This is a genomic window from Streptomyces sp. TAA486 (genome assembly GCF_000426165.1).
Window position 1 is genome coordinate 248,035 of the sequence record NZ_AUEV01000009.1, and the last position, 20,326, is coordinate 268,360.

The following is a 20,326-nucleotide window of genomic DNA, read 5'->3' on the forward strand; positions in this document are numbered from 1 at the left end:
GCCTACGGTACGGCGGTGCGGACGCCGGATGCCGGGTTGTCGAGGGAGTCCTTGAGGAAGAAGCCCTTGCTGCCGTGGGCTTCGAACTCGAGGCGGATGGGGATGGGGTTGGTCCCCTCGTAGATGGGCTTGATGTCGTACTGGACGACTTCGTCGTTCTTGCCGACGGCGTCGTAGACCTTCTGCTCGATCCAGTCGCGCTGCTGGGGCGAGTTGGTCGGGTTGTTGGTCTGGGTGACCAGGTTGTGTTTGGCCAGGTGTCCTTTACCCGCTCCTCCCAGACGGTCGGCGAGCAGGTGTCCGCGCGCCTCGTTGAACGCGTCGCCGTCGCCGCGCCAGCCCGGCGGCATGCTCCTGCCCGCAGGGGTGCCGGTGTGCAGCATGTCCCTGTTGATGGAGGCCGAGACACCGGTGGGCCGGCCATGCTCGTCGAGGCCGTGGTAGCGGACGCTGCCGCCGTGTGAGTAGTGGTCGAGGTTGCAGGGAGCGAGTCCGAAGGTGTCAGTCAGGGCCTGCGGATTGGACACGTACGCCACAGGGTTCGGTGCCGGGGCCAGGCCCAGGGGGTCCTGTGTGACGTAGCGGCCGGTCTCGGGGTCGTAGTGGCGGAAGTAGTTGTGGTGCAGTCCGGTTTCGGGGTCGTCGTACTGGCCGGGGAAGCGCAGGGGGATGTATGCGGTGGAGGTGCGCTCCCAGCCGGTCGTTCCCCAGGTGGTCGCCTTTCCGCGCCAGGCGAATTCGCCCTCCGGGCTGACGAGTTCGGAGGGGGCGCCGACGAGATCAGTGGCTATGGCGAAGAAGCGGGCATCGATCTCGCCCTGAGGAAGGTTCTTGCGCTCGTACTGAGTCAGCGGCCTGTGGCCTTCGAAGTCCCAGGTCAGCGTAATGCCTGTGTGCTCTTCGTGCTGCTCCGTGACGCGGGTGCCGTCCCAGGTGAAGCGGATGGTCTCCGCCTCGGTGTGGCCGTCCTCGGCCATGCGATGTTTGGCGGTACGGCGGCCGAGGGGGTCGTAGCTGTAGGTCCAGCGGGTGCCGTCCGGGGTGGTGCAAGCGACGAGGCGGTCCTCGGCGTCCCATTCGTAGCGCCAGGTGTCGGGCTTGCGGGACAGCCGGGTCTTCTGCCGAAGGACGGTGCGCCCAGCGGCGTCGTAGTCGTAACGGATCCGGCCCGCGCCCAGCAGCTTCGTACCTTCGTACTCGCGGGGGCCGGAGGCCGCGGGTTCGGCGACAGGGACCTGCCGCCAGTCCGCCTCGGTCTGGTTGCCGGTCCGGTCATAGGCGTAGCGCTCGTGCCAGTCGTTTGCGTCGACACCGAGCGGACGGCCGAGGACATCCAGCTCGATGCTTTCGGTGTCGCCGGTGACAAGCTCCGCGACGCCGGTGAGGTGTCCGTCGGCACGATAGGCGTAGTCCCGGTTGCTGAGTATGCGGCCGGGTATCGCCGTGGTCTGGCCGGCAAGGCGGCCCGCGGGGTCCCATTGGGAGGTCATGGCCGTTCGGCCGCACATCCGGGTGATCTCGCGGCCGACGTGGTCGTGGGTGAACTCCAGGTGCCAGTCTCCGACTTCGAGACGGTTCCGGTTGCCTGCGGCGTCGAAGGACTGGCGGCTGGTGGCGCCTGTCGGAGTGGTCCGCTCCGTGCGTCTGCCGAGGGCGTCGTACCGGTACTCCGAAGTTCTGCCGTCGACGGTCTCAGCGAGCACCCTGCCGGCCGCGTCGCGCTCGTAGCGCAACGTCGACGTGGGCGTGGATGCCTCAGCGAGGCGACCGTCGGCGTCGTATCGGTACTGCGTGAGCACACCGGCTGCGTCCTTGGTGACAATGTTGCCGGTCTCGTCGCGCAGGAAGGTGAGAGTCTCGCCGGTGGGCCGGCTCCTGGAGGCGAGCCATCCGCAAGCGTCGTAGGTGAAGGTCTCCGTACGGCCGTCGAAGTCCTGTTCCCGGATGAGCCGGCCGACCGCGTCGTGCTCGTACCCCCAGGTCAACCCAGTCGGGCCGGTGACCTTGCGCAGACGCAGCTCTGTGTCGTAAGTGAACTCGTAGCGGGCGCCGTCAGGGGTCCGGCGTGCGGCGATCTTGTCGAAGTGGGTGTATTCCAGCTCGGTGGTGGCGCCCTTCGCGTCGGTGTAGGTGAGGCAGTTGCCCTCGCCGTCCCAGGTCCACTCCTCGCGGTGTCCGAGTGGATCGACGCGCGCGGCCAATTGCCCCTCGGTGGTCCACTCCATCCGAGTCACCGCGCCCAACGCGTCGATCCCAGCGACGGGTCGGCCGAATGCGTCCCGCTCAATGCGGGTGATCGCTCCGCCCACGCTGGTGGACTCCACCGGCAGTCCGGCGCGGTCATTGCGATATGTGACGGTGTTGCCGATCGGGTCCGTCACTGTGGCCACGGCCCCGGTCGGGTCGTAGGTGAAGCACACTATGCCGCCGTCCGGACCTGTGATCGAAGTGAGGTTTCCGCAGTCGTCGTAACTGCGTCGGACGGTTGCGCCGCCCGCGCTGCGGCTTTCCTCGGGCCGGTTGGCAGCGTCGTACGTCGCGGTGCTGACTCCGCCGTCCGGCAGGTGCACGGCCGTCCGGTTGTGCTGCTCGTCGTACTCGAAGCGCGTGACGTTGCCGAGCGGATCGGTCTGCTCAAGCAAGTTGCCGTTCTCGTCCCACTCGCGGGTCCAGCCGTTACCCAGGGCATCGGTCTCCGCGATGATCTGGTGGCGGGCGTCGAACTGGTAGGTGGTGACGGCCCCTTGGGAGTTGATGTACCGCGTGGTGCGCAACGCCCGGTCGTACTCGAAGTGGCTGGAGAGCACCCCGTCGGGACCGACGGTACGGACGACCCGGTCGGCCTGGTCGTACTCATAACGGAAGGTGGAGTCGTTCCGGTCGGTCCAGGAGGCCAGGCGACCGAAGTCGTCGTAGGTGAACTCCAAAGCCTCGCCGGAGGAGTTGACGACGTGGGTGACGTTGCCGCCGTCCTGATAGCGGTAGGACATGACCTCGGTGGCCACGTCGGATGTGACAAGCGCAAGGTGGGATATCCGGCCCGCATCAACGTGCACCCGCACGGTGTAGCCGCCGCTGTGCCGGAGATGGGTCGGGGTGCCGTCGTCAAGGCGCGAGAAGCTGATTTCGTTGCCGTTGAGGTCGGAGACCCATCGCAGCCATAGCCAGCCCGACCTGGACGGGGAATCGCAGAATGTCCGGGTGATGCCGCTGCGCGGGTCGGTGATCTCGTACGTCTCCTCACCGAGCACACCCACGCCCGCATGCGCCAGAGGCAGCCGGGGGCCGGCGACCGGGTATACCGGGTCCGTACCGCCTGCAACCGGGAACTCCTCGTAGCGCAGGAGAGAGCCGTCCTCACGGGCCCAGATCACGCCGTCCGCGGTCGCTTCAAGCCGCTCGTCCAACGTCGATGCCCAGGAAGGGCCGTAGAACTGCCCGTACCGGTACGACGACAAGTGCGTCCGGGAGATCGTCAAGGGCAGGACGCCCGGCAGCTCCAAGTCTGTCTGCGCGTGGAGGAGCTCACCACTGGCGACATCCACCGGGTCGTTGGCGCACGGCCGGGTAGGGGTGGGGCGTCCGGTCAGGTTCGCGTCGTTCGTCGAGTTGTTCAGCGAGGCAGGGCGAACGTTGGTGGGTTTCCCGTCACCGTTCGGCCGGTTGCCGTCCTTGCCGTCGCCGATCTTGTTGAGATCGCCGACGATGCCGTGCTCGTTGTCGCGGTGCTTCTTGGCCATGGAGCGGACGCCGCCGGGAACCCCGTCGGTGACGTGTTTGGCGACCTTCTTCAGCGCCTTCTCGGTGCCGTTGAGCGCGCCGTGCAGGACGCTGTCGAAGGCCTGGGTGAACGGGTCGCGTCCCTTGGTGCGGCCGAAAGCGCCCTTGGCGCGGCCCAGCGGGGCAAGGGAGTTGGTGTGCATGTCGGAGCCGTGGCGGGAGAGCTTCTCCGCGCCGTTGTCGAACTCGTCCGGATCGATCTTCATCCGGCCGCCGCCGCCACCGCCGCCCCCGCCGGAGGGGCCGTCCGCGGAGGCCAGGTTCATGGCGCCCTTGCCGCCACCGCCGTCACCGCCGCCGGCGTCCCCGCCCCCACCTCCGCCGCCTTCGCCGGGCGGCAGGTGAATCGCGTCGTCCGCCAGATCGAGGATCATGTCCTCGACCATCTTCTCCAGCTTGCCGGTGACCGGTTCGGTCACCTCGGCCAGCAGCCGGGCGACGATCTCCTCTTCGGCTTCCTTGATGATGCGGCGGATCAGTTCCCGCATCGCCGCCGTCTGTGCCGCACCGATCAGCGCCGAGAGGCCGCCGGTGACCACGGCCAGTCCGATCCCGATGCCGATCGAGGCGGCCATCGCGCCGAGTTCGATCTCGCACTTGATCTTCATGCCGTAGATGACGTCCGCGACCACGTCGCATGCCGTGGCGAACAAGCGCGATATCTCGGGGACCTTGTCCAGGTGGGAGCCCTTGACCTTGCCCCAGTGCTCGCTCAGCGCATCGACCGCGTAGCCCTCGCTGGAGGCCAGGATCCGGTTGACCGCGGCGTGGGCCTCGCCGCCGTGGCCCTCGAACTTGTCGGCGAACTCCCGCATGGCGTCGGCCATCTCGCGGTAGTCGTCCTCGTCCACGTTGGGCCAGTTGATCCCGATGAAGTCCAGGATCTCATCCAGCCAGCCCGGCAGAACGTAACCCATCCCCCGTACCTCCCCCGGTACAACACCGCGGCCACAGCGGCCAGTTCGAAGTACCGAACAGTCTAAGTAGCGTCAACATGCCCTGTACAAGGGGTTGTTCGGACGAGTGACGTTCGCCCGTTTGTCCCCGGCGTGCGAGTCGTCGGCTGTGCGGGCGGGCCGGTTCTGCTGGAATGCGGTATGAGCATCTTCGTACGCGTGCGGTTCGACGTCGGGGACGAACAGCGGGCGGAATTCGAGCGGTTGGCGCTCTCACTCTGCGAGCAGGCCAAGGGCGTCCCCGGGATCCTCACCTACCGGTTCTTCTCCTCGGGCTCCGGCAGGTACGCGCTGCTGGAGGAGTACGCCGACACTGCGGCGGCGCTGGCGCACAACGACAGCGCGACGGAGCTGCTGGACCGTCTGCGGCACTGCACGGAGTCGATCGGGGTCGAGCTGTACGGCCCACTCGGGCCCGAGCTCCACGAGTGGGTACGGGAACGGCACCACGCGACCTCGTACGAGGAGTTCCCGGAGACGGGCGGTCAGGCCTGAGGCCAACCGTCGGCGAACCCGGCATCCGGACGGACCGCCGAGCGAAGCCCGGCACCGAGCCGAACCGTCACCGACCGGTGCCGCACCACCGGATCTCTCCGTCGACCACCGTGTCCGTCGGCGTGAGACCCAGGGCGCGCGCGACGGCGGCGGACGCCTCGTGCTCCGGGTGGATGTGAGCGATGAAGGTGTCCACGTCCTGATCGCGCAGCCACGTCAGCATGGCCAGGGCGGCCTCCCGCGCGTAGCCGATGCCCTGGTGCTCCGAGCCGATCACCCAGGCGAGTTCGGCCGTGAGTCGCCCCGCGGCCGGGCGGAGAAGCGTGGCCTGCACGGTGCCGACGAGCCGCTCGTCCGACTGGCGGCGGAGCATCCAGCTCAGCCAGCCCTGCTTGCCGTCGGGTGACCGTCCGGCGGACTGCCGCCGGTAGCGGGCCACCAACTGCTCGGCGGAGTCGGGCGATCCGCCGATCCAGATGTGCAGCCGCTCGTCGTCGAACACCGGGAACGCCTCTGCCGCATGGCCGGGACGAAGCGGCTCCAGCCGAAGTCGCAGGGTCGTCATGGGGCTTGCGGCAGGCCACGTCTTCGCGCCGGACCCCTGAGCCTTGTCGGCGGCACGGCCCGCCCCGCCGTCCTCCGCCACGGCTGCCTCCGCGGAGAGCTCCGCCCCGGCCGGCTCCGCGGAGACGCCGGCGGGCTGGATCAGGTCCCAGCGGTTCCCGTACGGATCCCGGAAGACGGCGACCGTCCCGTACGGCTCTCGCCGGGGCGGCTCCTCGAAGACGACGCCCGCTGCCAGCATCCGCGCGTGATCCCCGTCGAAGTCCTCGGTGTTGAGGAACCAGCCGACACGGCCCCCGGTCTGGTCCCCGACGCGGGCCCTCTGCTCGCCGGTGTCGGCCTTGGCGAGAAGCACCCCGGTCTCGCGCGCTCCTCGTGGTGCGACCACCACCCAGCGCTTGTCGCCGTCGAGGGGTGTGTCCTCGACGAGTTCGAAGCCGAGGGCGTCCACGTAGAAGGCGATCGCCTCCTCGTAGTCGTGAACGACGAGGGCCACCAGTCCGAGATGGGGCATCCGGTGATCCTGCCGCCGCGCGCCGCACAGCGCCATCGCGTTTCGGTTCGCTCGCGGCGGGATGGCCGGAACGGCACCGGCAGAGGGCCGGAAGGAAACCGCGGACGGCTGGAACGGAACCTGCGGACCGCTGAAACAGAACCCGCCGACGGCCGGAACGGCGCGCCGCGGTGTCCGGAACGTCTAGAACGGCACCCCGCACTGCAGCATCACGTTCGCGTAGGGACGGACCTCGCCCGTACGGACGATGAGGCGTGCCTGGCGGGTGCGTGCCTTGAACTCCTCATGCGAGACGAGCTGCAGCTCGGGGAAGTGCTCGTGCAGCAGCTCGGACGCCTCAGGGTTCTTGTCCTTCACCTCGGTGGCGGCTGTGGCGCTCTCGATCTCGAGCTCGTCCAGCAGCCCGGCGAGCACCTCGTCGAAGGGCGGGACACCCGCGCGGAACGCGAGGTCGACCAGGAATGGGCCGTAGGGGACCGGAAGCCCCGCGTCGCAGACCACGAGGCGGTCGGTGTGGCCCAACGAGGCCAGTGCGCCCGCGAGATGACGGTTGAGTATTCCCGACTTCTTCATGCGGCCGGTCTGCTCCTTCTTCGTCTTCGGCTTCGTGGTTCAGCTTCGCACGGGATCCCTGCGGGCGGGCCCGGTGGCGGCGACGCCCTTGCGGCGGCGGCCGGTTGCTCTTCGGCCGCCGCCACCTGTCATGCCGTGACCCCGGGTCCTGACACCCGGGAAGGGCGAGCGACCGGTCAGGAGTACCGCTTGACGTTCGTCTTGTCCACAGTGACGACCGGGACCATGATCTCCTTGTCCGGGTCGCTGCCCTCGACCTTGCGGATGGCGTTGCGCACCGCCATCTTGCCGAGTTCCGAGGGCTGTTGGGCGATCGAGGTGTTGAGAGTGCCCTTCTCGATGGCCTTGAAGCCGTCGGGGGTGCCGTCGAAGCCGACGACCTTGATCTGCTTGCCGGCCTTGCCGCCGAGAGCCTTGATCGCGCCGAGTGCCATCTCGTCGTTCTCGGCGAAGATGCCGGTCGCGTCGGGGTGGGACTGCAGCAGGTTGGTGGTGACGTCGAGGCCCTTGGCGCGCTCGAAGTTGGCGGCCTGCTTACCGACGACCTTGATGCCCGGGTACTTCTTGATGGCCGACATGAAGCCCTGGCCCCGCTCACGCGAGGCGGACGTGCCGGGCTGACCGCGCAGGACGATGACGTTGCCCTGCTCGCCGAGCTGCTTCGCGAGCTCCCTGGCCGCCTTCTGGCCGCCGGAGACGTTGTCGGAGGCCACGGTCGTGGCCACCTTCGCCTTGTTGACCGTGCGGTCGACGGCGACGACCGGAATTCCGGCGTTGTCCGCTGCCTTGACGGAGGGTGCGGCCGCGTCGGAGTCGACGGGGTTTATGATGATCGACTTCACGTTCTGGCTGGTGAAGTTCTGGATCTGATTGGCCTGTTGGGACGCGTCGTTCTGTGCGTCCTGGACATTCAGCGTGGCTCCCTGAGCCTTTGCCTCTGCCTCGGCCCCCTTCTTCATCTCCACGAAGAAAGGATTGTCCAGAGTCGAGAGGGCCAGGCCCAGCTTGATGTCCTTCTTGTCGCCGGACTCCGACGAGCCGCTGCCGCATCCCGTGGCGGCCGCGCATATCAAAGCCGCAGCTGTCACTACGGCAAACGTGCTCTTTCGCGTGCTCATTGCTGCATTCCTTGCAGTCGACGGCAGTGAAACGGACGTCGTGCTTCCCCCCGACACACAGAGATCATGCGCGACGCCGGAGTGTATCGAGCAGCACGGCCAGGGCAATCACCGCCCCGATGACGACTTGCTGCCAGAAGATGGAGACTTCGAGCAGATTGAGGCCATTGCGGAGGACCGCGAGGATAAGTGCGCCGACAAGTGTTCCCGAGGCCTTTCCGACGCCGCCCGCGAGGCTGGCGCCGCCGATCACCACGGCCGCGATCGCATCGAGTTCGTACCCCGTGGCGGCTTGGGGCTGCGCGGAGGCGAGCCGCGAGGCCAGCACGATTCCCGCCACCGCGGCGAAGGCCCCGGAGAGCGCGTAGATGACGAGCTTCTGCCGGCGCACACGGATTCCGGAGAGCCGCGCGGCCTCCTCGTTGCCGCCGATCGCGTACATCGCACGTCCGCTGTAGGTACGGGCGAGCACCAGCGCCGTGATGCCGCCCATCACGACCAGCACCACCAGCGGCACGGGGAACCAGCCGCCGAGCGTCTCGCCGACCGTGGCGACGGAGGAGGGAAGCGCGATCGGCGTGCCCTCGGAGAGGACCAGCGAGAGGCCGCGCCCGACGGAGAGCATCGCGAGGGTCGCGATGAACGGCGGCAGCTTGCCGTAAGCGATGAGGCCGCCGCTGACGAGGCCGCAGGCGACGCCCGTACCGACCGCGAGCAGCACGGACAGCCAGACGGGCAGCCCTTCCTTCGTCGACGTCCAGCCGAGCATGATCGCGGAGACCGCGGCGACCGAACCGACCGACAGGTCGATGCCCCCGGAGACGACGACGAAGGTGACGCCGAAGGCGAGGATCGCCGTCACGGCGGCCTGCACGCCGACGTTCAGCAGGTTCTGGGTGCTGAGGAAGTCGGGCGACATGACCGCCAACGCGGCCACGAGGACGACGAGTCCGCTCAGCGCGCCGTTGTCCTTGAGGACCCTGCGCAGCACCGGCGCCGCGCCGCGTGCCGCACCGCCCGGACCGCGGCCGTCGGACGGGCCCTTCCCCAGGGGCTGCCCCTGCCGACCGTGTCCGCTGCTGCTGTGGATGTCAGAGGCCACGGTGGCCCTCCTTGCTCTCGGTCTTCGTGCCGCCGGTCTGGGTGACGGAAGGCGTCCCGGGGGCGCGGGAGCCCCGCCCGTTCTCGTCCTGGCCGTGCGCCGTGCCGACGGCGAGGCGCATCACGGCGTCCTGCGTGGCCTCCCGTGCGGCGAGTTCGCCCGCGATGCGGCCCTGAGCCATCACGAGGACGCGGTCGCTCATGCCCAGCACCTCGGGGAGGTCGCTGGAGATCATCAGGACGGCGTGCCCCGACGCGGTGAGTTCGTTGATGAGTTCGTAGATCTCGACCTTCGCACCGACGTCGATGCCACGCGTCGGCTCGTCGAGGATCAGCACCCTGCTCTGCGCGAGCAGCCACTTGCCGATGACGACCTTCTGCTGGTTGCCGCCCGAGAGGGTGCGCATCCGCTGACCCAGCCCGGACATGCGCACGCCCAGCCGGCTCGCGATGCGGCCCGCGGACTCCTGCTGGCCGGAGAGGTTCACGATGCCGGCGCGGCTGGCCCTGCGCAGCGTGACCAGCCCGAGGTTGTCCTGCACGGAGGAGTCCGGCAGCAGACCCTGGCCCTTGCGGTCCTCCGGGACGAGGCCGATGCCCGCGGCGAGAGCGGCGTTGATGTCGTGCCGGCGCAGCCGCTTGCCCTGCACCTCGACGGTGCCCGAGTCGTAGGGGTCGGCGCCGAAGACGGCACGTGCCACTTCCGTACGGCCGGCGCCCACCAGCCCTGCCAGGCCGACGACTTCGCCCGCGCGCATCTCGAAGCCGACGCCGGAGAAGCCGCCCGCGCGGGTGAGCCCGGAGACGCGCAGCAGCGGCGGGCCGCCCGGGGCGGCGGATGTGACGGGGGGCGTTCCCGTCTTCCGTGGGTACTGCTGCTCGATGCTGCGCCCCACCATCATCCGTACGAGGTCGTCGCGCGGCGTCGACGCGGCGGTCTGCCCGACGCTGCGTCCGTCGCGCAGCACCGTGACCCGGTCGCCGAGCGCGGCGATCTCCTCCAGGTGGTGCGTGATGAAGACGATGCCGACGCCGTCGGCACGCAGCCTGCGCACGAGGTCGAAGAGCTTCTCCACCTCGTCGGCGGTGAGCGCGGCGGTCGGCTCGTCCATGATCAGGACACGGGCGCGCAGGCTGAGCGCCTTGGCGATCTCCACCATTTGCGAGCGTGCGATGCCGAGTTCGCGTACGGGGGTGTCGGGCGCGATGTCGACACCGACGCGGCGGAGCACCTCGGCGGCGTCCGCCTCCATGCGGCCGCGGTCGAGCAGCCCGAAGCGGCGGGGCTGCCGGCCGAGGAAGATGTTCTCGGCGACGCTGAGATGAGGCACCAGGTTGAACTCCTGGTGCATGGTGGCGATTCCGAGCCGCTCCGCGTCGCCCGCGTCGTGGATGCGCACGGGCCTGCCGTCGCGCAGCACCCGCCCGGAGTCCGCACGGTGGACCCCGGAGAGCACCTTGATCAGGGTGCTCTTGCCGGCGCCGTTCTCGCCCAGCAGTACGTGCACTTCGCCCTCGTGCAGGTCGAAGTCGACGCCGTCGAGCGCGACCACACCGGGGAAGGTCTTGCGGATCCCCTCGGTGCGCAGCAGATCACGCGGCGGTGGGGGGCTGGGCGTGGTCAACGGCTCTTCCCTTCGCTCTCGCCGCAGGAGCGGCGCGTGACAAGGCGGGCTTCGAGAGTCACGGAGGCGGCGCTGCGGCCCTCGACGAGGCTGATCAGGGCCTCCACCGCCTTGTGCCCCAGTTCGCCGGTCGGCTGCGCGATCGCGGTGATCGGCGGATCGGTGTGCAGGAACCACGGGATGTCGTCGAACGCGGCGAGCGCGATGTCCTCCGGGACGCGGAGGCCGCGGCTGCGCAGCTCGTCCATCGCGCCGAGCGCCATGAGGTTGTCGGCGGCGAAGACGACTTCGGGCGGCTCGGGCAGATCGAGGAACGCGGCCGTTTCCCGTCTGCCGCTCTCGGTCTGGAAGTCGCCCTGGCCGGTGTACTCCCGGGGCAGCGGCAGCCCGTGGGCGTCCAGTGCCGCGCGGAAGGCGGCCACGCGTTCGTCGCCGGTCGTGGTCTCGCTGGGGCCGCCGATGATGGCGAGGCGCCGGTGGCCGAGCGCGTGCAGATGCGCGACGAGGTCGTGGACGGCGGCGCGTCCGTCCGCGTGCACGACGGGTACGTCGAGGCCGCGTATCCAGCGGTCGACGAAGACCATGGGGGTGCCCGCGGCGGCGGCGTCCCGGATCATCGCGGTGCCGCCGTCGGTGGGGGAGACCAGCAGTCCGTCGATGCGGCGCTCCAGGAGCGTGCGCACGTGGTGTTCCTGAAGTGCCGCGCGCTCGTCGGCATTTCCGATGATGACGCTGTAGCCGCGTCGGCGTGCGGCGTCCTCGACGGCGCGGGCCAGCTCCGTGAAGAACGGGTTGAGCACGTCGCTGATGACGAGGCCCAGGGTGCGCGTCTGGTGCGTCCTCAGGGAGCGGGCCACGGCGTTGGGCCGGTAACCGAGCTCGGTGACGGACGTCAGCACGCGCGAGCGTGTGCCCGGACGCACGGCGGGGTGGTCGTTGAGCACCCGGGAGACCGTGGCGACCGACACCCCGGCGTGGGATGCGACGTCCTTGATGCTGGTCAACTGCCTTACCCGTCTTGCGTTCCCGGCCTCGTGGTAACGATTACATCCGCCATGAGAAGGGACGGCACCGCCTCGGCACAAGGGGCCGACATCTGATCGTGACACCTGCGGCGGGAGCACCCAGGGGTGAGCGTGACCGGGTTGTCCACAGGCCTGCCGTGTTGTCGGTGGCGGGCCCTACTGTCTGTCACATGTCCTTCCAGAACGCCGTGCTCGAAGGGGTCCTCGAGCGCATCACCTATGCCAACGAGGACAACGGATACACCGTGGCCAGGGTCGACTCGGGGCGTGGTGGCGGCGAACTGCTCACGGTGGTCGGCTCGTTGCTGGGCGCGCAGGTCGGGGAGTCGCTGCGGATGGAGGGCCGCTGGGGCTCCCACCCGCAGTACGGCCGCCAGTTCACCGTGGAGAACTACACGACGGTGCTGCCCGCGACCGTGCAGGGCATCCGCCGCTATCTCGGGTCCGGTCTCATCAAGGGCATCGGCCCGCGCATCGCGGAGCGCATCGTCGACCACTTCGGTACGGACACGCTCGACGTCATCGAGGCCGACCCGCGCAAGCTGATCGAGGTCCCGGGCCTCGGCCCGAAGCGTACGGAGAAGATTGCCGCGGCCTGGGACGAGCAGAAGGCCATCAAGGAGGTGATGGTCTTCCTCCAGGGCGTGGACGTCTCCACGTCCATCGCCGTGCGGATCTACAAGAAGTACGGCGACGCCTCGATCTCCGTGGTGAAGAACCAGCCGTACAGGCTCGCATCCGACGTGTGGGGCATCGGCTTCCTCACCGCGGACCGCATCGCGCGGGCCGTCGGCATCCCGCACGACAGCCCGGAGCGCGTCAAGGCCGGTCTCCAGTACGCCCTTTCGCAGTCCACCGACCAGGGGCACTGCTATCTCCCCGAGGAACGGCTGATCTCCGACGCGGTCAAGCTGCTCCAGGTCGACGCGGGTCTCGTCATCGACTGCCTCGGTCAGCTCGCGGCCGAGGAGGAGGGAGTGGTGAAGGAGACCGTGCCGGGTGAGGACGGGCAGCCGCTCACGGCGGTCTACCTCGTGCCCTTCCACCGCGCGGAGGTGTCCCTCGCGGCTCAGCTTCGCCGGCTCCGGCACGCGCCGGAGGACCGGATGCCCGCGTTCCAGGACGTCGACTGGGAGGCCGCCCTGCGCTGGCTCGCGGAGCGTACGGGCGCCGAGCTGGCCCCGGAGCAGCGGCAGGCGGTCCAGCTGGCGCTGAGCGAGAAGGTGGCCGTGCTGACGGGCGGCCCGGGCTGCGGCAAGTCCTTCACCGTCCGGTCGGTGGTGGAGCTGGCCCGGGCCAAGAAGGCGCGGGTGGTCCTCGCGGCGCCCACCGGTAGGGCGGCCAAGCGGCTGGCGGAGCTGACCGGCACGGAAGCTTCCACGGTCCACCGGCTGCTGGAGCTGAAGCCCGGCGGTGACGCCGCGTACGACCGGGACCGGCCTCTGGACGCGGATCTGATCGTCGTCGACGAGGCGTCGATGCTCGATCTTCTGCTCGCCAACAAGCTGATCAAGGCCGTGCCGCCGGGCGCCCATCTGCTGCTGGTGGGGGACGTGGACCAGCTGCCTTCCGTGGGCGCGGGCGAGGTGCTGCGGGATCTGCTCGCCGAGGGCGGCCCCGTCCCGTCCGTCCGGCTGAAACGGATCTTCCGGCAGGCGCAGCAGTCCGGCGTGGTGACCAATGCGCACCGCATCAATTCCGGAGCCCAGCCCGTCACCCACGGATTGAGTGATTTCTTCTTCTTCGCGGAGGACGACGTGGAGGAGGCCGGGAAGCTCACCGTGGACGTCGTGGCGCGGCGCATCCCGGCGAAGTTCGGCCTCGACCCGCGCCGCGACGTCCAGGTGCTCACGCCCATGCACCGCGGCCCGGCCGGCGCGGGCACGCTCAACGGGCTGCTGCAGCAGGCGGTGTCACCGGCCCGGCCCGACATCCCCGAAAAGCGCTTCGGTGGGCGGGTTTTCCGGGTGGGCGACAAGGTCACCCAGATCCGTAACAACTACGAGAAGGGCGCCTGCGGGGTCTTCAACGGAACGGTCGGCGTCGTGACGGCTCTCCACACGGAGGACCAGCGTCTGACGGTCCGTACGGACGAGGACGAGGAGGTGGACTACGACTTCGACGAACTGGACGAACTGGCCCACGCCTACGCCGTCACCATCCACCGGTCGCAGGGCAGCGAGTACCCGGCGGTGGTGATTCCCGTCACCACGAGTGCCTGGATGATGCTTCAGCGCAATCTGCTGTATACCGCCGTCACCCGGGCAAAGCGTCTGGTGGTGCTCGTGGGATCCCGGAGGGCGATCGGCCAGGCAGTGCGCACGGTCTCCGCGGGCCGCCGGTGCACGGCTCTGGATCACCGGTTGCTCGGCGGGGCGGCTCTCCCTGGCAGTGACCGCCGTTCCGGGGGGTGACCGGCGCCGCGTGGAGGGTGCAGGATGTTGAACGAATAGGACGGCACTGCGTGCCATCAAATAGCCCTTTGGCCGACCCCGAGTGCACCGCACCGCGCTCTGTGGGAGACAGTGGAAAGGGTCAGGGCACCTCGAAGAAGAGGCACTACGTCGGTGAGGGAAGACGTGAGCGACGACAACTCTGTAGTACTTCGGTACGGGGACGATGAGTACAGCTACCCCGTGGTCGACAGCACGGTGGGCGACCGTGGTTTCGACATCGGCAAGCTGCGCGCCGAGAGCGGTCTGGTGACCCTGGATTCGGGCTACGGCAACACCGCCGCGTACAAATCCGCCATCACCTACCTCGACGGCGAGGGCGGTGTCCTGCGCTACCGCGGTTACCCGATCGAGCAGCTGGCGGAGCGGGGCACGTTCCTGGAGACGGCCTACCTTCTGATCCACGGCGAACTTCCCACCGTCGACCAGCAGGCCTCCTTCAAGGACGAGATCACCCGTCACACCCTGCTGCACGAAGACGTCAAGCGCTTCTATGACGGCTTCCCGCGCGACGCACACCCGATGGCGATGCTCTCGTCCGTGGTCAGTGCGCTGTCGACCTTCTACCAGGACAGCCACAACCCGTTCGACGAGGAGCAGCGGCACCTGTCGACCATAAGGCTGCTGGCGAAGCTGCCGACGATCGCCGCCTACGCATACAAGAAGGCGATCGGCCACCCGGTGGTCTACCCGCGCAACGACCTCGGCTACGTCGAGAACTTCCTGCGGATGACCTTCTCCGTCCCGGCCGCGGAGTTCGAGCTCGACCCGGTCGTCGTCAACGCCCTCGAGAAGCTCCTGATCCTCCACGCCGACCATGAGCAGAACTGCTCGACCTCGACGGTGAGGCTCGTCGGCTCCTCGCAGGCGAACATGTTCGCGTCGATCTCCGCCGGCATCAACGCCCTCTGGGGCCCGCTGCACGGCGGCGCCAACCAGAGCGTCCTGGAGATGCTCCAGAGCATCAAGGCGTCGGGCTCCGACGTCGACACCTTCATCCGCAAGGTGAAGGACAAAGAGGACGGCGTAAAGCTGATGGGCTTCGGCCACCGCGTCTACAAGAACTTCGACCCCCGGGCGAAGATCATCAAGGCGGCTGCGCACGACGTCCTCTCGGCCCTCGGCAAGAGTGACGAACTGCTCGACATCGCCCTGCGGCTGGAGGAACACGCCCTCAGCGACGACTACTTCACCGAGCGGAAGCTCTACCCGAACGTGGACTTCTACACGGGTCTGATCTACCGCGCCATGGGCTTCCCGACCAGCATGTTCACCGTGCTGTTCGCCCTCGGCCGGCTGCCCGGCTGGATCGCCCAGTGGCACGAGATGATCAAGGAGCCCGGTTCGCGGATCGGGCGCCCGCGGCAGATCTACACCGGCGTCGTCGAGCGTGAGTACGTCCCCATCGAATCCCGCTGACCAACGGGTGACGTTTGCTGTACAGTGCGTGACGCCCCCTTGGGAGACGTCCGCGGAAGGCCCCGTTCAAGCGGATCGGGGCCTTCCGTATGTGCAGATCCATGGAGAGACATAGGTCACAGAAATTGGGGGGTAACCATTGGCCAGGGTCGGACGTCTAACCGGGTGGCAGCGGCACCCCGGCGGGGCCGCAGCCACTGCCGAGTGCGTCTTTGGGGGACGGACCCGGTGAGCAGAATCGGCAAGCGTGCGCGGGGAGCTTTGAGCGGCCCTCCCGTCCGTACGTGCAGCCAGTAAGCACCCGGCCAGGATCCCGTGGGGGGAATCCGTGACCGGGAAACGGAAGCGCCCCGTCGACAGGCCCGTGGGGGGACCTGCTCGGCGGGGCGCTTTTCGTTGCCCTGAGAGGGGTGCCGGCACCCCTCTCAGGGCGTGCGGAACGGTGGAGTTCGTCATTCCGGAATTCCCGCATCAAGAGTGACTGGTGCGGAAATGGCGCCGGATGACCGTCACCGCATCTTCACGTTTCCCTCACTTCTGCCGGTCCCGGGTCACCGGGACCGGCAGAAGTGACGACGTGGACGGCCAGAAGGCGCGGGCCTGTCACTTGAAGCGGCGCAGCCGCAGGCTGTTGGTGACGACGAAGACCGACGAGAAGGCCATCGCCGCACCCGCGATCATCGGATTGAGCAGGCCGGCGGCCGCCAGCGGGAGGGCGGCGACGTTGTAGCCGAAGGCCCACCAGAGATTGCCCTTGATGGTGCCCAGTGTCCTGCGGGACAGCCGGATCGCGTCCGCGGCCACCCGCAGATCGCCCCGCACGAGGGTCAGGTCTCCGGCCTCGATCGCCGCGTCCGTTCCGGTGCCCATCGCCAGGCCCAAATCCGCGCTCGCAAGGGCCGCGGCGTCGTTGATGCCGTCGCCGACCATCGCGACCGTGCGCCCTTCGGCCTGGAGCCGCCGCACCTCGCTCGCCTTGTCCTCGGGCAACACCCCGGCGATGACCGTGTCTTCGGGAGCGGCCCCGGCCCGCAGGATGCCGACGTTGCGGGCGACCGCTTCCGCGACGGTCCTGTTGTCACCGGTCAGCAGCACCGGCCTGAGCCCCAGGGCGCGCAGTTCCCGTACGGCCTCGGCGCTGGTCTCCTTCACGGTGTCCGCGACGGTCAGCACACCCCGCACGGCACCGTCCCAGCTGACCGTGACCGCGGTGCGGCCCGCGGCCTCCGCTGCGGCCGTCGCGTCGGCAAGGTCCGCCGGCAGCCCGCCGGAAGGGGTCCGTCCGACCTCGGCGACCCGGCCTTCCACGCTGCCGCGCACACCGAGGCCCGCGAGGTTCTCGAAGGCTTCCGGGGTGGGCAGCGCGGGCGCGTCCGCTCCGAGGCGCTCCCGTGCGCCCCGCGCGATGGCGCGTGCGATGGGGTGCTCGGAGGCGTCCTCCAACGCACCGGCGAGACGCAGCAGTTCGTCCTCGGCGACGCCCTCGGCGGGGACGACGTCGTGGAGTTCCATGCGGCCGGTGGTCACGGTGCCGGTCTTGTCGAGCACGACCGTGTCGACACGGCGAGTGGACTCCAGCACCTCAGGGCCCTTGATCAGGATGCCGAGCTGGGCGCCCCGGCCCGTGCCCACCATGAGCGCGGTCGGCGTCGCGAGCCCCAGCGCGCACGGGCAGGCGATGATGAGCACCGCCACGGCCGCGGTGAATGCGGCAGCCGCGTCGCCGGTTGCCATGAGCCAGCCCGCGAGGGTGGCGCCGGCCAGCACCAGCACGACGGGCACGAACACCGCCGAGACGCGGTCGGCGAGCCGCTGCACCGCGGCCTTGCCGCTCTGCGCCTCCTCCACCATCCGTGCCATACGGGCGAGTTGGGTGTCCGAACCGACGCGCGTGGCCGCCACCACCAGCCGCCCGGAGACATTGACCGTCGCGCCCGTCACCGCGTCGCCCTCGCTCACGTCGACGGGCACCGACTCGCCCGTCAGCATCGAGGTGTCGAGTGCCGAGGAGCCTTCCGTGACGGTGCCGTCCGTGGCGACGGTCTCCCCGGGGCGTACGACGAAGCGGTCGCCGACAGCCAGCCGCGAGACGGGAATCCGGACCTCGGCGCCGTCCCGCAGCACCGCCACGTCCTTCGCGCCGAGCCGCATCAGCGCACGTAGCGCTGCGCCCGCCTTCCGCTTGGCACGTGCCTCCAGATAGCGCCCCAGCAGGAGGAACGTCGTGACGCCGGCGGCGACTTCGAGGTACAGGGCGGACGTGCCGCCGCCCGAGCCGGGGGAGAGGGTGAACTCGAAGCCGTGGCGCATGCCCGGCATTCCGGCGTCGCCGAAGAACAGCGCCCAGAGCGACCAGCCGAAGGCCGCCAGCGTGCCGACCGTGATCAGGGTGTCCATGGTGGCGGCGCCGTGCCGCAGGTTCGTCCAGGTGGCGCGGTGGAAGGGCAGTCCGCCCCAGACGACCACGGGCGACGCGAGCACGAGTGAGAGCCACTGCCAGTTGTCGAACTGCAGGGGCGGCACCATCGACATCAGCACCACCGGCACGGACAGCACGAGCGCCACGAGGAAGCGCTGCCGCAGGGCGGCCAGTTCGCCCGTTCCGGCCGGCTCGGCCTCAGTGCCGGAGCCTTCCGCCCCGGCATCGGCGGCTACGTCGCCCGACCCGGCGGCCGGCGTCTCCGGTTCGGGTGCGGGCGGCGGCGGTGGCGGCTGCGCCGAGTAACCCGTGCGCTCCACCGTGGCGATGAGGTCGTCGACGGACACCGCGTCCGCGTACGAGATCCTCGCCTTCTCCGTCGCGTAGTTGACGCTGGCGGAGACCCCGTCCATCCGGTTCAGCTTCTTCTCGACCCGGGCCGCGCACGAGGCGCAGGTCATCCCGCCGATGGACAGCTCCACACGCTGCTCGCCGACGGTGGGTGCTTCGTGTTCCGTGGTGCTGGTCATCGTGGTGCTCCCGGGAGCGATGGGGATACGCGGGTTACGCGCGGCCGGTCAGTTCGAAGCCGGCCTCGTCGACGGCGGCTCGCACCGCTTCGTAGTCGGGTTCCGTCGCGGAGGTGACGGTGACCTCGCCGGCGGAGGCGACGGCCTTCACGGAGGTCACGCCCTCGATCCCGGAGATCTCGCCGGAGACGGCGCCCTCGCAGTGCCCGCAGCTCATGCCGCTGACCTTGTACGTGGTGGTGACTGTGCTCATCTTCGCTCCCTGTCCTGGTGCGCCGGTGGCTGCAGAGGTGAGAACCACTATACCCCCCCTAGGTATTCCCGTCCGTGCCGTGCGGCGCCTCCGAATATGACAGAGGCCCCGGTGCCCTGCCCCTGAAGATCCTCAGGGGCAGGGCACCGGGGCCTCGGCCTGCATCGCAGGACCGGTGCGTTCATCGGCCTCGCGTCACCGCCCCCCACGATGGCCGGGGCGGCGGGTGACCCAGGCCCGGACGGTGTCCGCGTACCAGAAGGGCTTGCCGCCCTCCACGAGGTCGGGCGGCGGCAGCAGGCCGTGCTTCCGGTACGAGCGCACCGTGTCCGTCCGGACTCCGATGTGCGCGGCGATGTCCTTGTACGACCAGAGTCGTCGATCGGCCAACTCGGCACCTCCCACAGGGTCCACAGAAGTGGCTGTTGATCATCAGCCTGTGCCCGGTGAACGACGCTGAGTGACCGACGGGGAGGGCCTGTTGAGGGTCTGTGACGTGGCGACCGGCTAATGGTGACGCTCGTGACAGGGCGCCAACACCCGGAATGCGGCGCGCTAGGCGCCGCACCCGCGCAGAAACCGCCTTGTGCGCTGGGCGATCGGGAGCGGCTGGTCCGGCGGGCAGGGGTACATGTCCTGCTCGACGATGGCGAAGAGATCCACGCCCAGGCCCTGGGCCGCGGTGAGCACGGGCTCCATCGCCGGTACGCCCAGTGGCGGTTCGCACATCACGCCCTGACGCACCGCGGGTCCGAAGGGCGTCCCCTTCTCCACGACGTCGGAGAGGATCGCGGGGTCGACCTGCTTGAGGTGCAGGTAGCCGATCCGCTCGCCGTAGGTCTCGATCAGTTTGACGCTGTCGCCGCCGCAGTACGCGTAATGCCCGGTGTCCAGACAGAGGTTGACCAGGTCGGAGTCTGTTGCGTCGAGGAACCGCTCGACGTGCTCCTCGGTGTCGATGTGGGTGTCCGCGTGCGGATGCACCATGATCTCCAGCCCGTACTTCTCCCGTACCTCACGGGCCAGGCGTTCGGTGCCGCTCGCGAGGTGACGCCACTGCTCGGCGGTCAGTTCGCGCGGCTCGATCTCCTCGGCCGTCTTGTCGTCCCGCCAGAAGGACGGGATGACCACGAGGTTGTCCGCACCCATCGCCCTTGTGAGGGCGGCGACTTGGTCGACGTGCTCCCAGGTGGCGTCCCACACGTCCGGGCCGCGGTGCAGGGAGGTGAAGACGGTGCCGGCGGAGACCTTGAGGCCCCGGGCTCCGACCTCTTCCGTGAGGCGTGCGGGATCGGTGGGCAGGTAGCCGTACGGGCCCAGTTCGATCCACTCGTAACCGGCCTCGGAGACCTCGTCGAGGAAGCGCCGCCACGGCACCTGCTCCGGGTCCTCCGGGAACCAGACGCCCCAGGAGTCGGGAGCCGAACCGACCCGGATGCGGTCGAGGGAAGGGGTCGCAGAAGTCACGAAGGGCTCCTCGCTGTGCAGTACGTACGTGTCA

At 69.2% G+C, this 20,326-nt stretch carries 12 protein-coding genes and 2 pseudogenes; 3 read left to right on the top strand and 11 right to left on the bottom strand.

From position 1 onward, the window contains the following. Nucleotides 1-2: 2 nt before the first annotated feature. Complete coding sequence (locus I004_RS0115620) at nt 3-4,697, bottom strand: RHS repeat domain-containing protein (RefSeq protein WP_028436274.1); 4,695 nt, start codon at nt 4,695-4,697, stop codon at nt 3-5. 180 nt (nt 4,698-4,877) lie between these two features. Between I004_RS0115620 and I004_RS0115625 the strand changes: the two genes are divergently transcribed. Beyond that, on the top strand, nt 4,878-5,231 hold the full coding sequence (locus tag I004_RS0115625) for an antibiotic biosynthesis monooxygenase (RefSeq protein WP_028436275.1): 354 nt from the start codon (nt 4,878-4,880) through the stop codon (nt 5,229-5,231). Nucleotides 5,232-5,298: 67 nt separating this feature from the next. Here I004_RS0115625 and I004_RS34135 read toward each other — a convergent pair whose 3' ends face one another. The 6 genes and pseudogenes from I004_RS34135 to I004_RS0115660 all read right to left on the bottom strand — a co-directional run bounded on the left by I004_RS34135 (nt 5,299) and on the right by I004_RS0115660 (nt 11,730). After that, nucleotides 5,299-5,796, bottom strand: a complete 498-nt coding sequence (locus I004_RS34135) for a GNAT family N-acetyltransferase (RefSeq protein WP_037976441.1) — start codon at nt 5,794-5,796, stop codon at nt 5,299-5,301. A 126-nt stretch (nt 5,797-5,922) separates the two neighbouring features. Next, nucleotides 5,923-6,309, bottom strand: a pseudogene (locus tag I004_RS34140) (VOC family protein); the annotation flags it as partial. A 183-nt stretch (nt 6,310-6,492) separates the two neighbouring features. After that, a complete protein-coding gene (rbsD, locus tag I004_RS0115640; RefSeq protein ID WP_028436276.1) occupies nt 6,493-6,882 on the bottom strand; it encodes a D-ribose pyranase in 390 nt (129 codons plus the stop codon). A 176-nt stretch (nt 6,883-7,058) separates the two neighbouring features. Beyond that, a pseudogene (locus I004_RS40335) lies at nt 7,059-9,051 on the bottom strand (ABC transporter permease/substrate-binding protein). 40 nt (nt 9,052-9,091) lie between these two features. After that, nucleotides 9,092-10,726 (bottom strand): sugar ABC transporter ATP-binding protein, encoded by a 1,635-nt coding sequence (locus I004_RS34150; protein ID WP_051345063.1) that lies wholly within the window; start codon nt 10,724-10,726, stop codon nt 9,092-9,094. Next, a complete protein-coding gene (locus I004_RS0115660; protein ID WP_028436278.1) occupies nt 10,723-11,730 on the bottom strand; it encodes a LacI family DNA-binding transcriptional regulator in 1,008 nt (335 codons plus the stop codon). The genes I004_RS34150 and I004_RS0115660 overlap by 4 nt, the downstream gene beginning before the upstream one ends. A 191-nt stretch (nt 11,731-11,921) precedes the next feature. On the opposite strand from I004_RS0115660, the gene recD2 reads away from it, so the two are divergent. Both recD2 and I004_RS0115670 read left to right on the top strand, forming a co-directional pair. Then, on the top strand, nt 11,922-14,165 hold the full coding sequence (recD2, locus tag I004_RS34155; protein WP_037976330.1) for an SF1B family DNA helicase RecD2: 2,244 nt from the start codon (nt 11,922-11,924) through the stop codon (nt 14,163-14,165). Between the two features lie 153 nt (nt 14,166-14,318). Then, nucleotides 14,319-15,623 carry a citrate synthase gene (locus tag I004_RS0115670; RefSeq protein WP_199779399.1) on the top strand — a complete coding sequence of 435 codons (1,305 nt, stop codon included), beginning with the start codon at nt 14,319-14,321 and terminating at the stop codon, nt 15,621-15,623. Between the two features lie 603 nt (nt 15,624-16,226). Here the strand turns inward: I004_RS0115670 and I004_RS0115675 are convergent. From I004_RS0115675 to I004_RS0115690, 4 genes are all read right to left on the bottom strand, one after another. Continuing rightward, nucleotides 16,227-18,572, bottom strand: coding sequence for a heavy metal translocating P-type ATPase (locus I004_RS0115675; protein ID WP_028436280.1), 2,346 nt, complete (start codon nt 18,570-18,572; stop codon nt 16,227-16,229). 34 nt (nt 18,573-18,606) lie between these two features. Then, a complete protein-coding gene (locus I004_RS0115680; RefSeq protein ID WP_028436281.1) occupies nt 18,607-18,825 on the bottom strand; it encodes a heavy-metal-associated domain-containing protein in 219 nt (72 codons plus the stop codon). 195 nt (nt 18,826-19,020) lie between these two features. Continuing rightward, nucleotides 19,021-19,215, bottom strand: coding sequence for a helix-turn-helix transcriptional regulator (locus I004_RS0115685; RefSeq protein WP_028436282.1), 195 nt, complete (start codon nt 19,213-19,215; stop codon nt 19,021-19,023). Nucleotides 19,216-19,380: 165 nt separating this feature from the next. Then, nucleotides 19,381-20,292: a sugar phosphate isomerase/epimerase family protein gene (locus I004_RS0115690; RefSeq protein WP_028436283.1), complete on the bottom strand. Its 912-nt coding sequence runs from the start codon at nt 20,290-20,292 to the stop codon at nt 19,381-19,383. Nucleotides 20,293-20,326 lie beyond the last annotated feature (34 nt).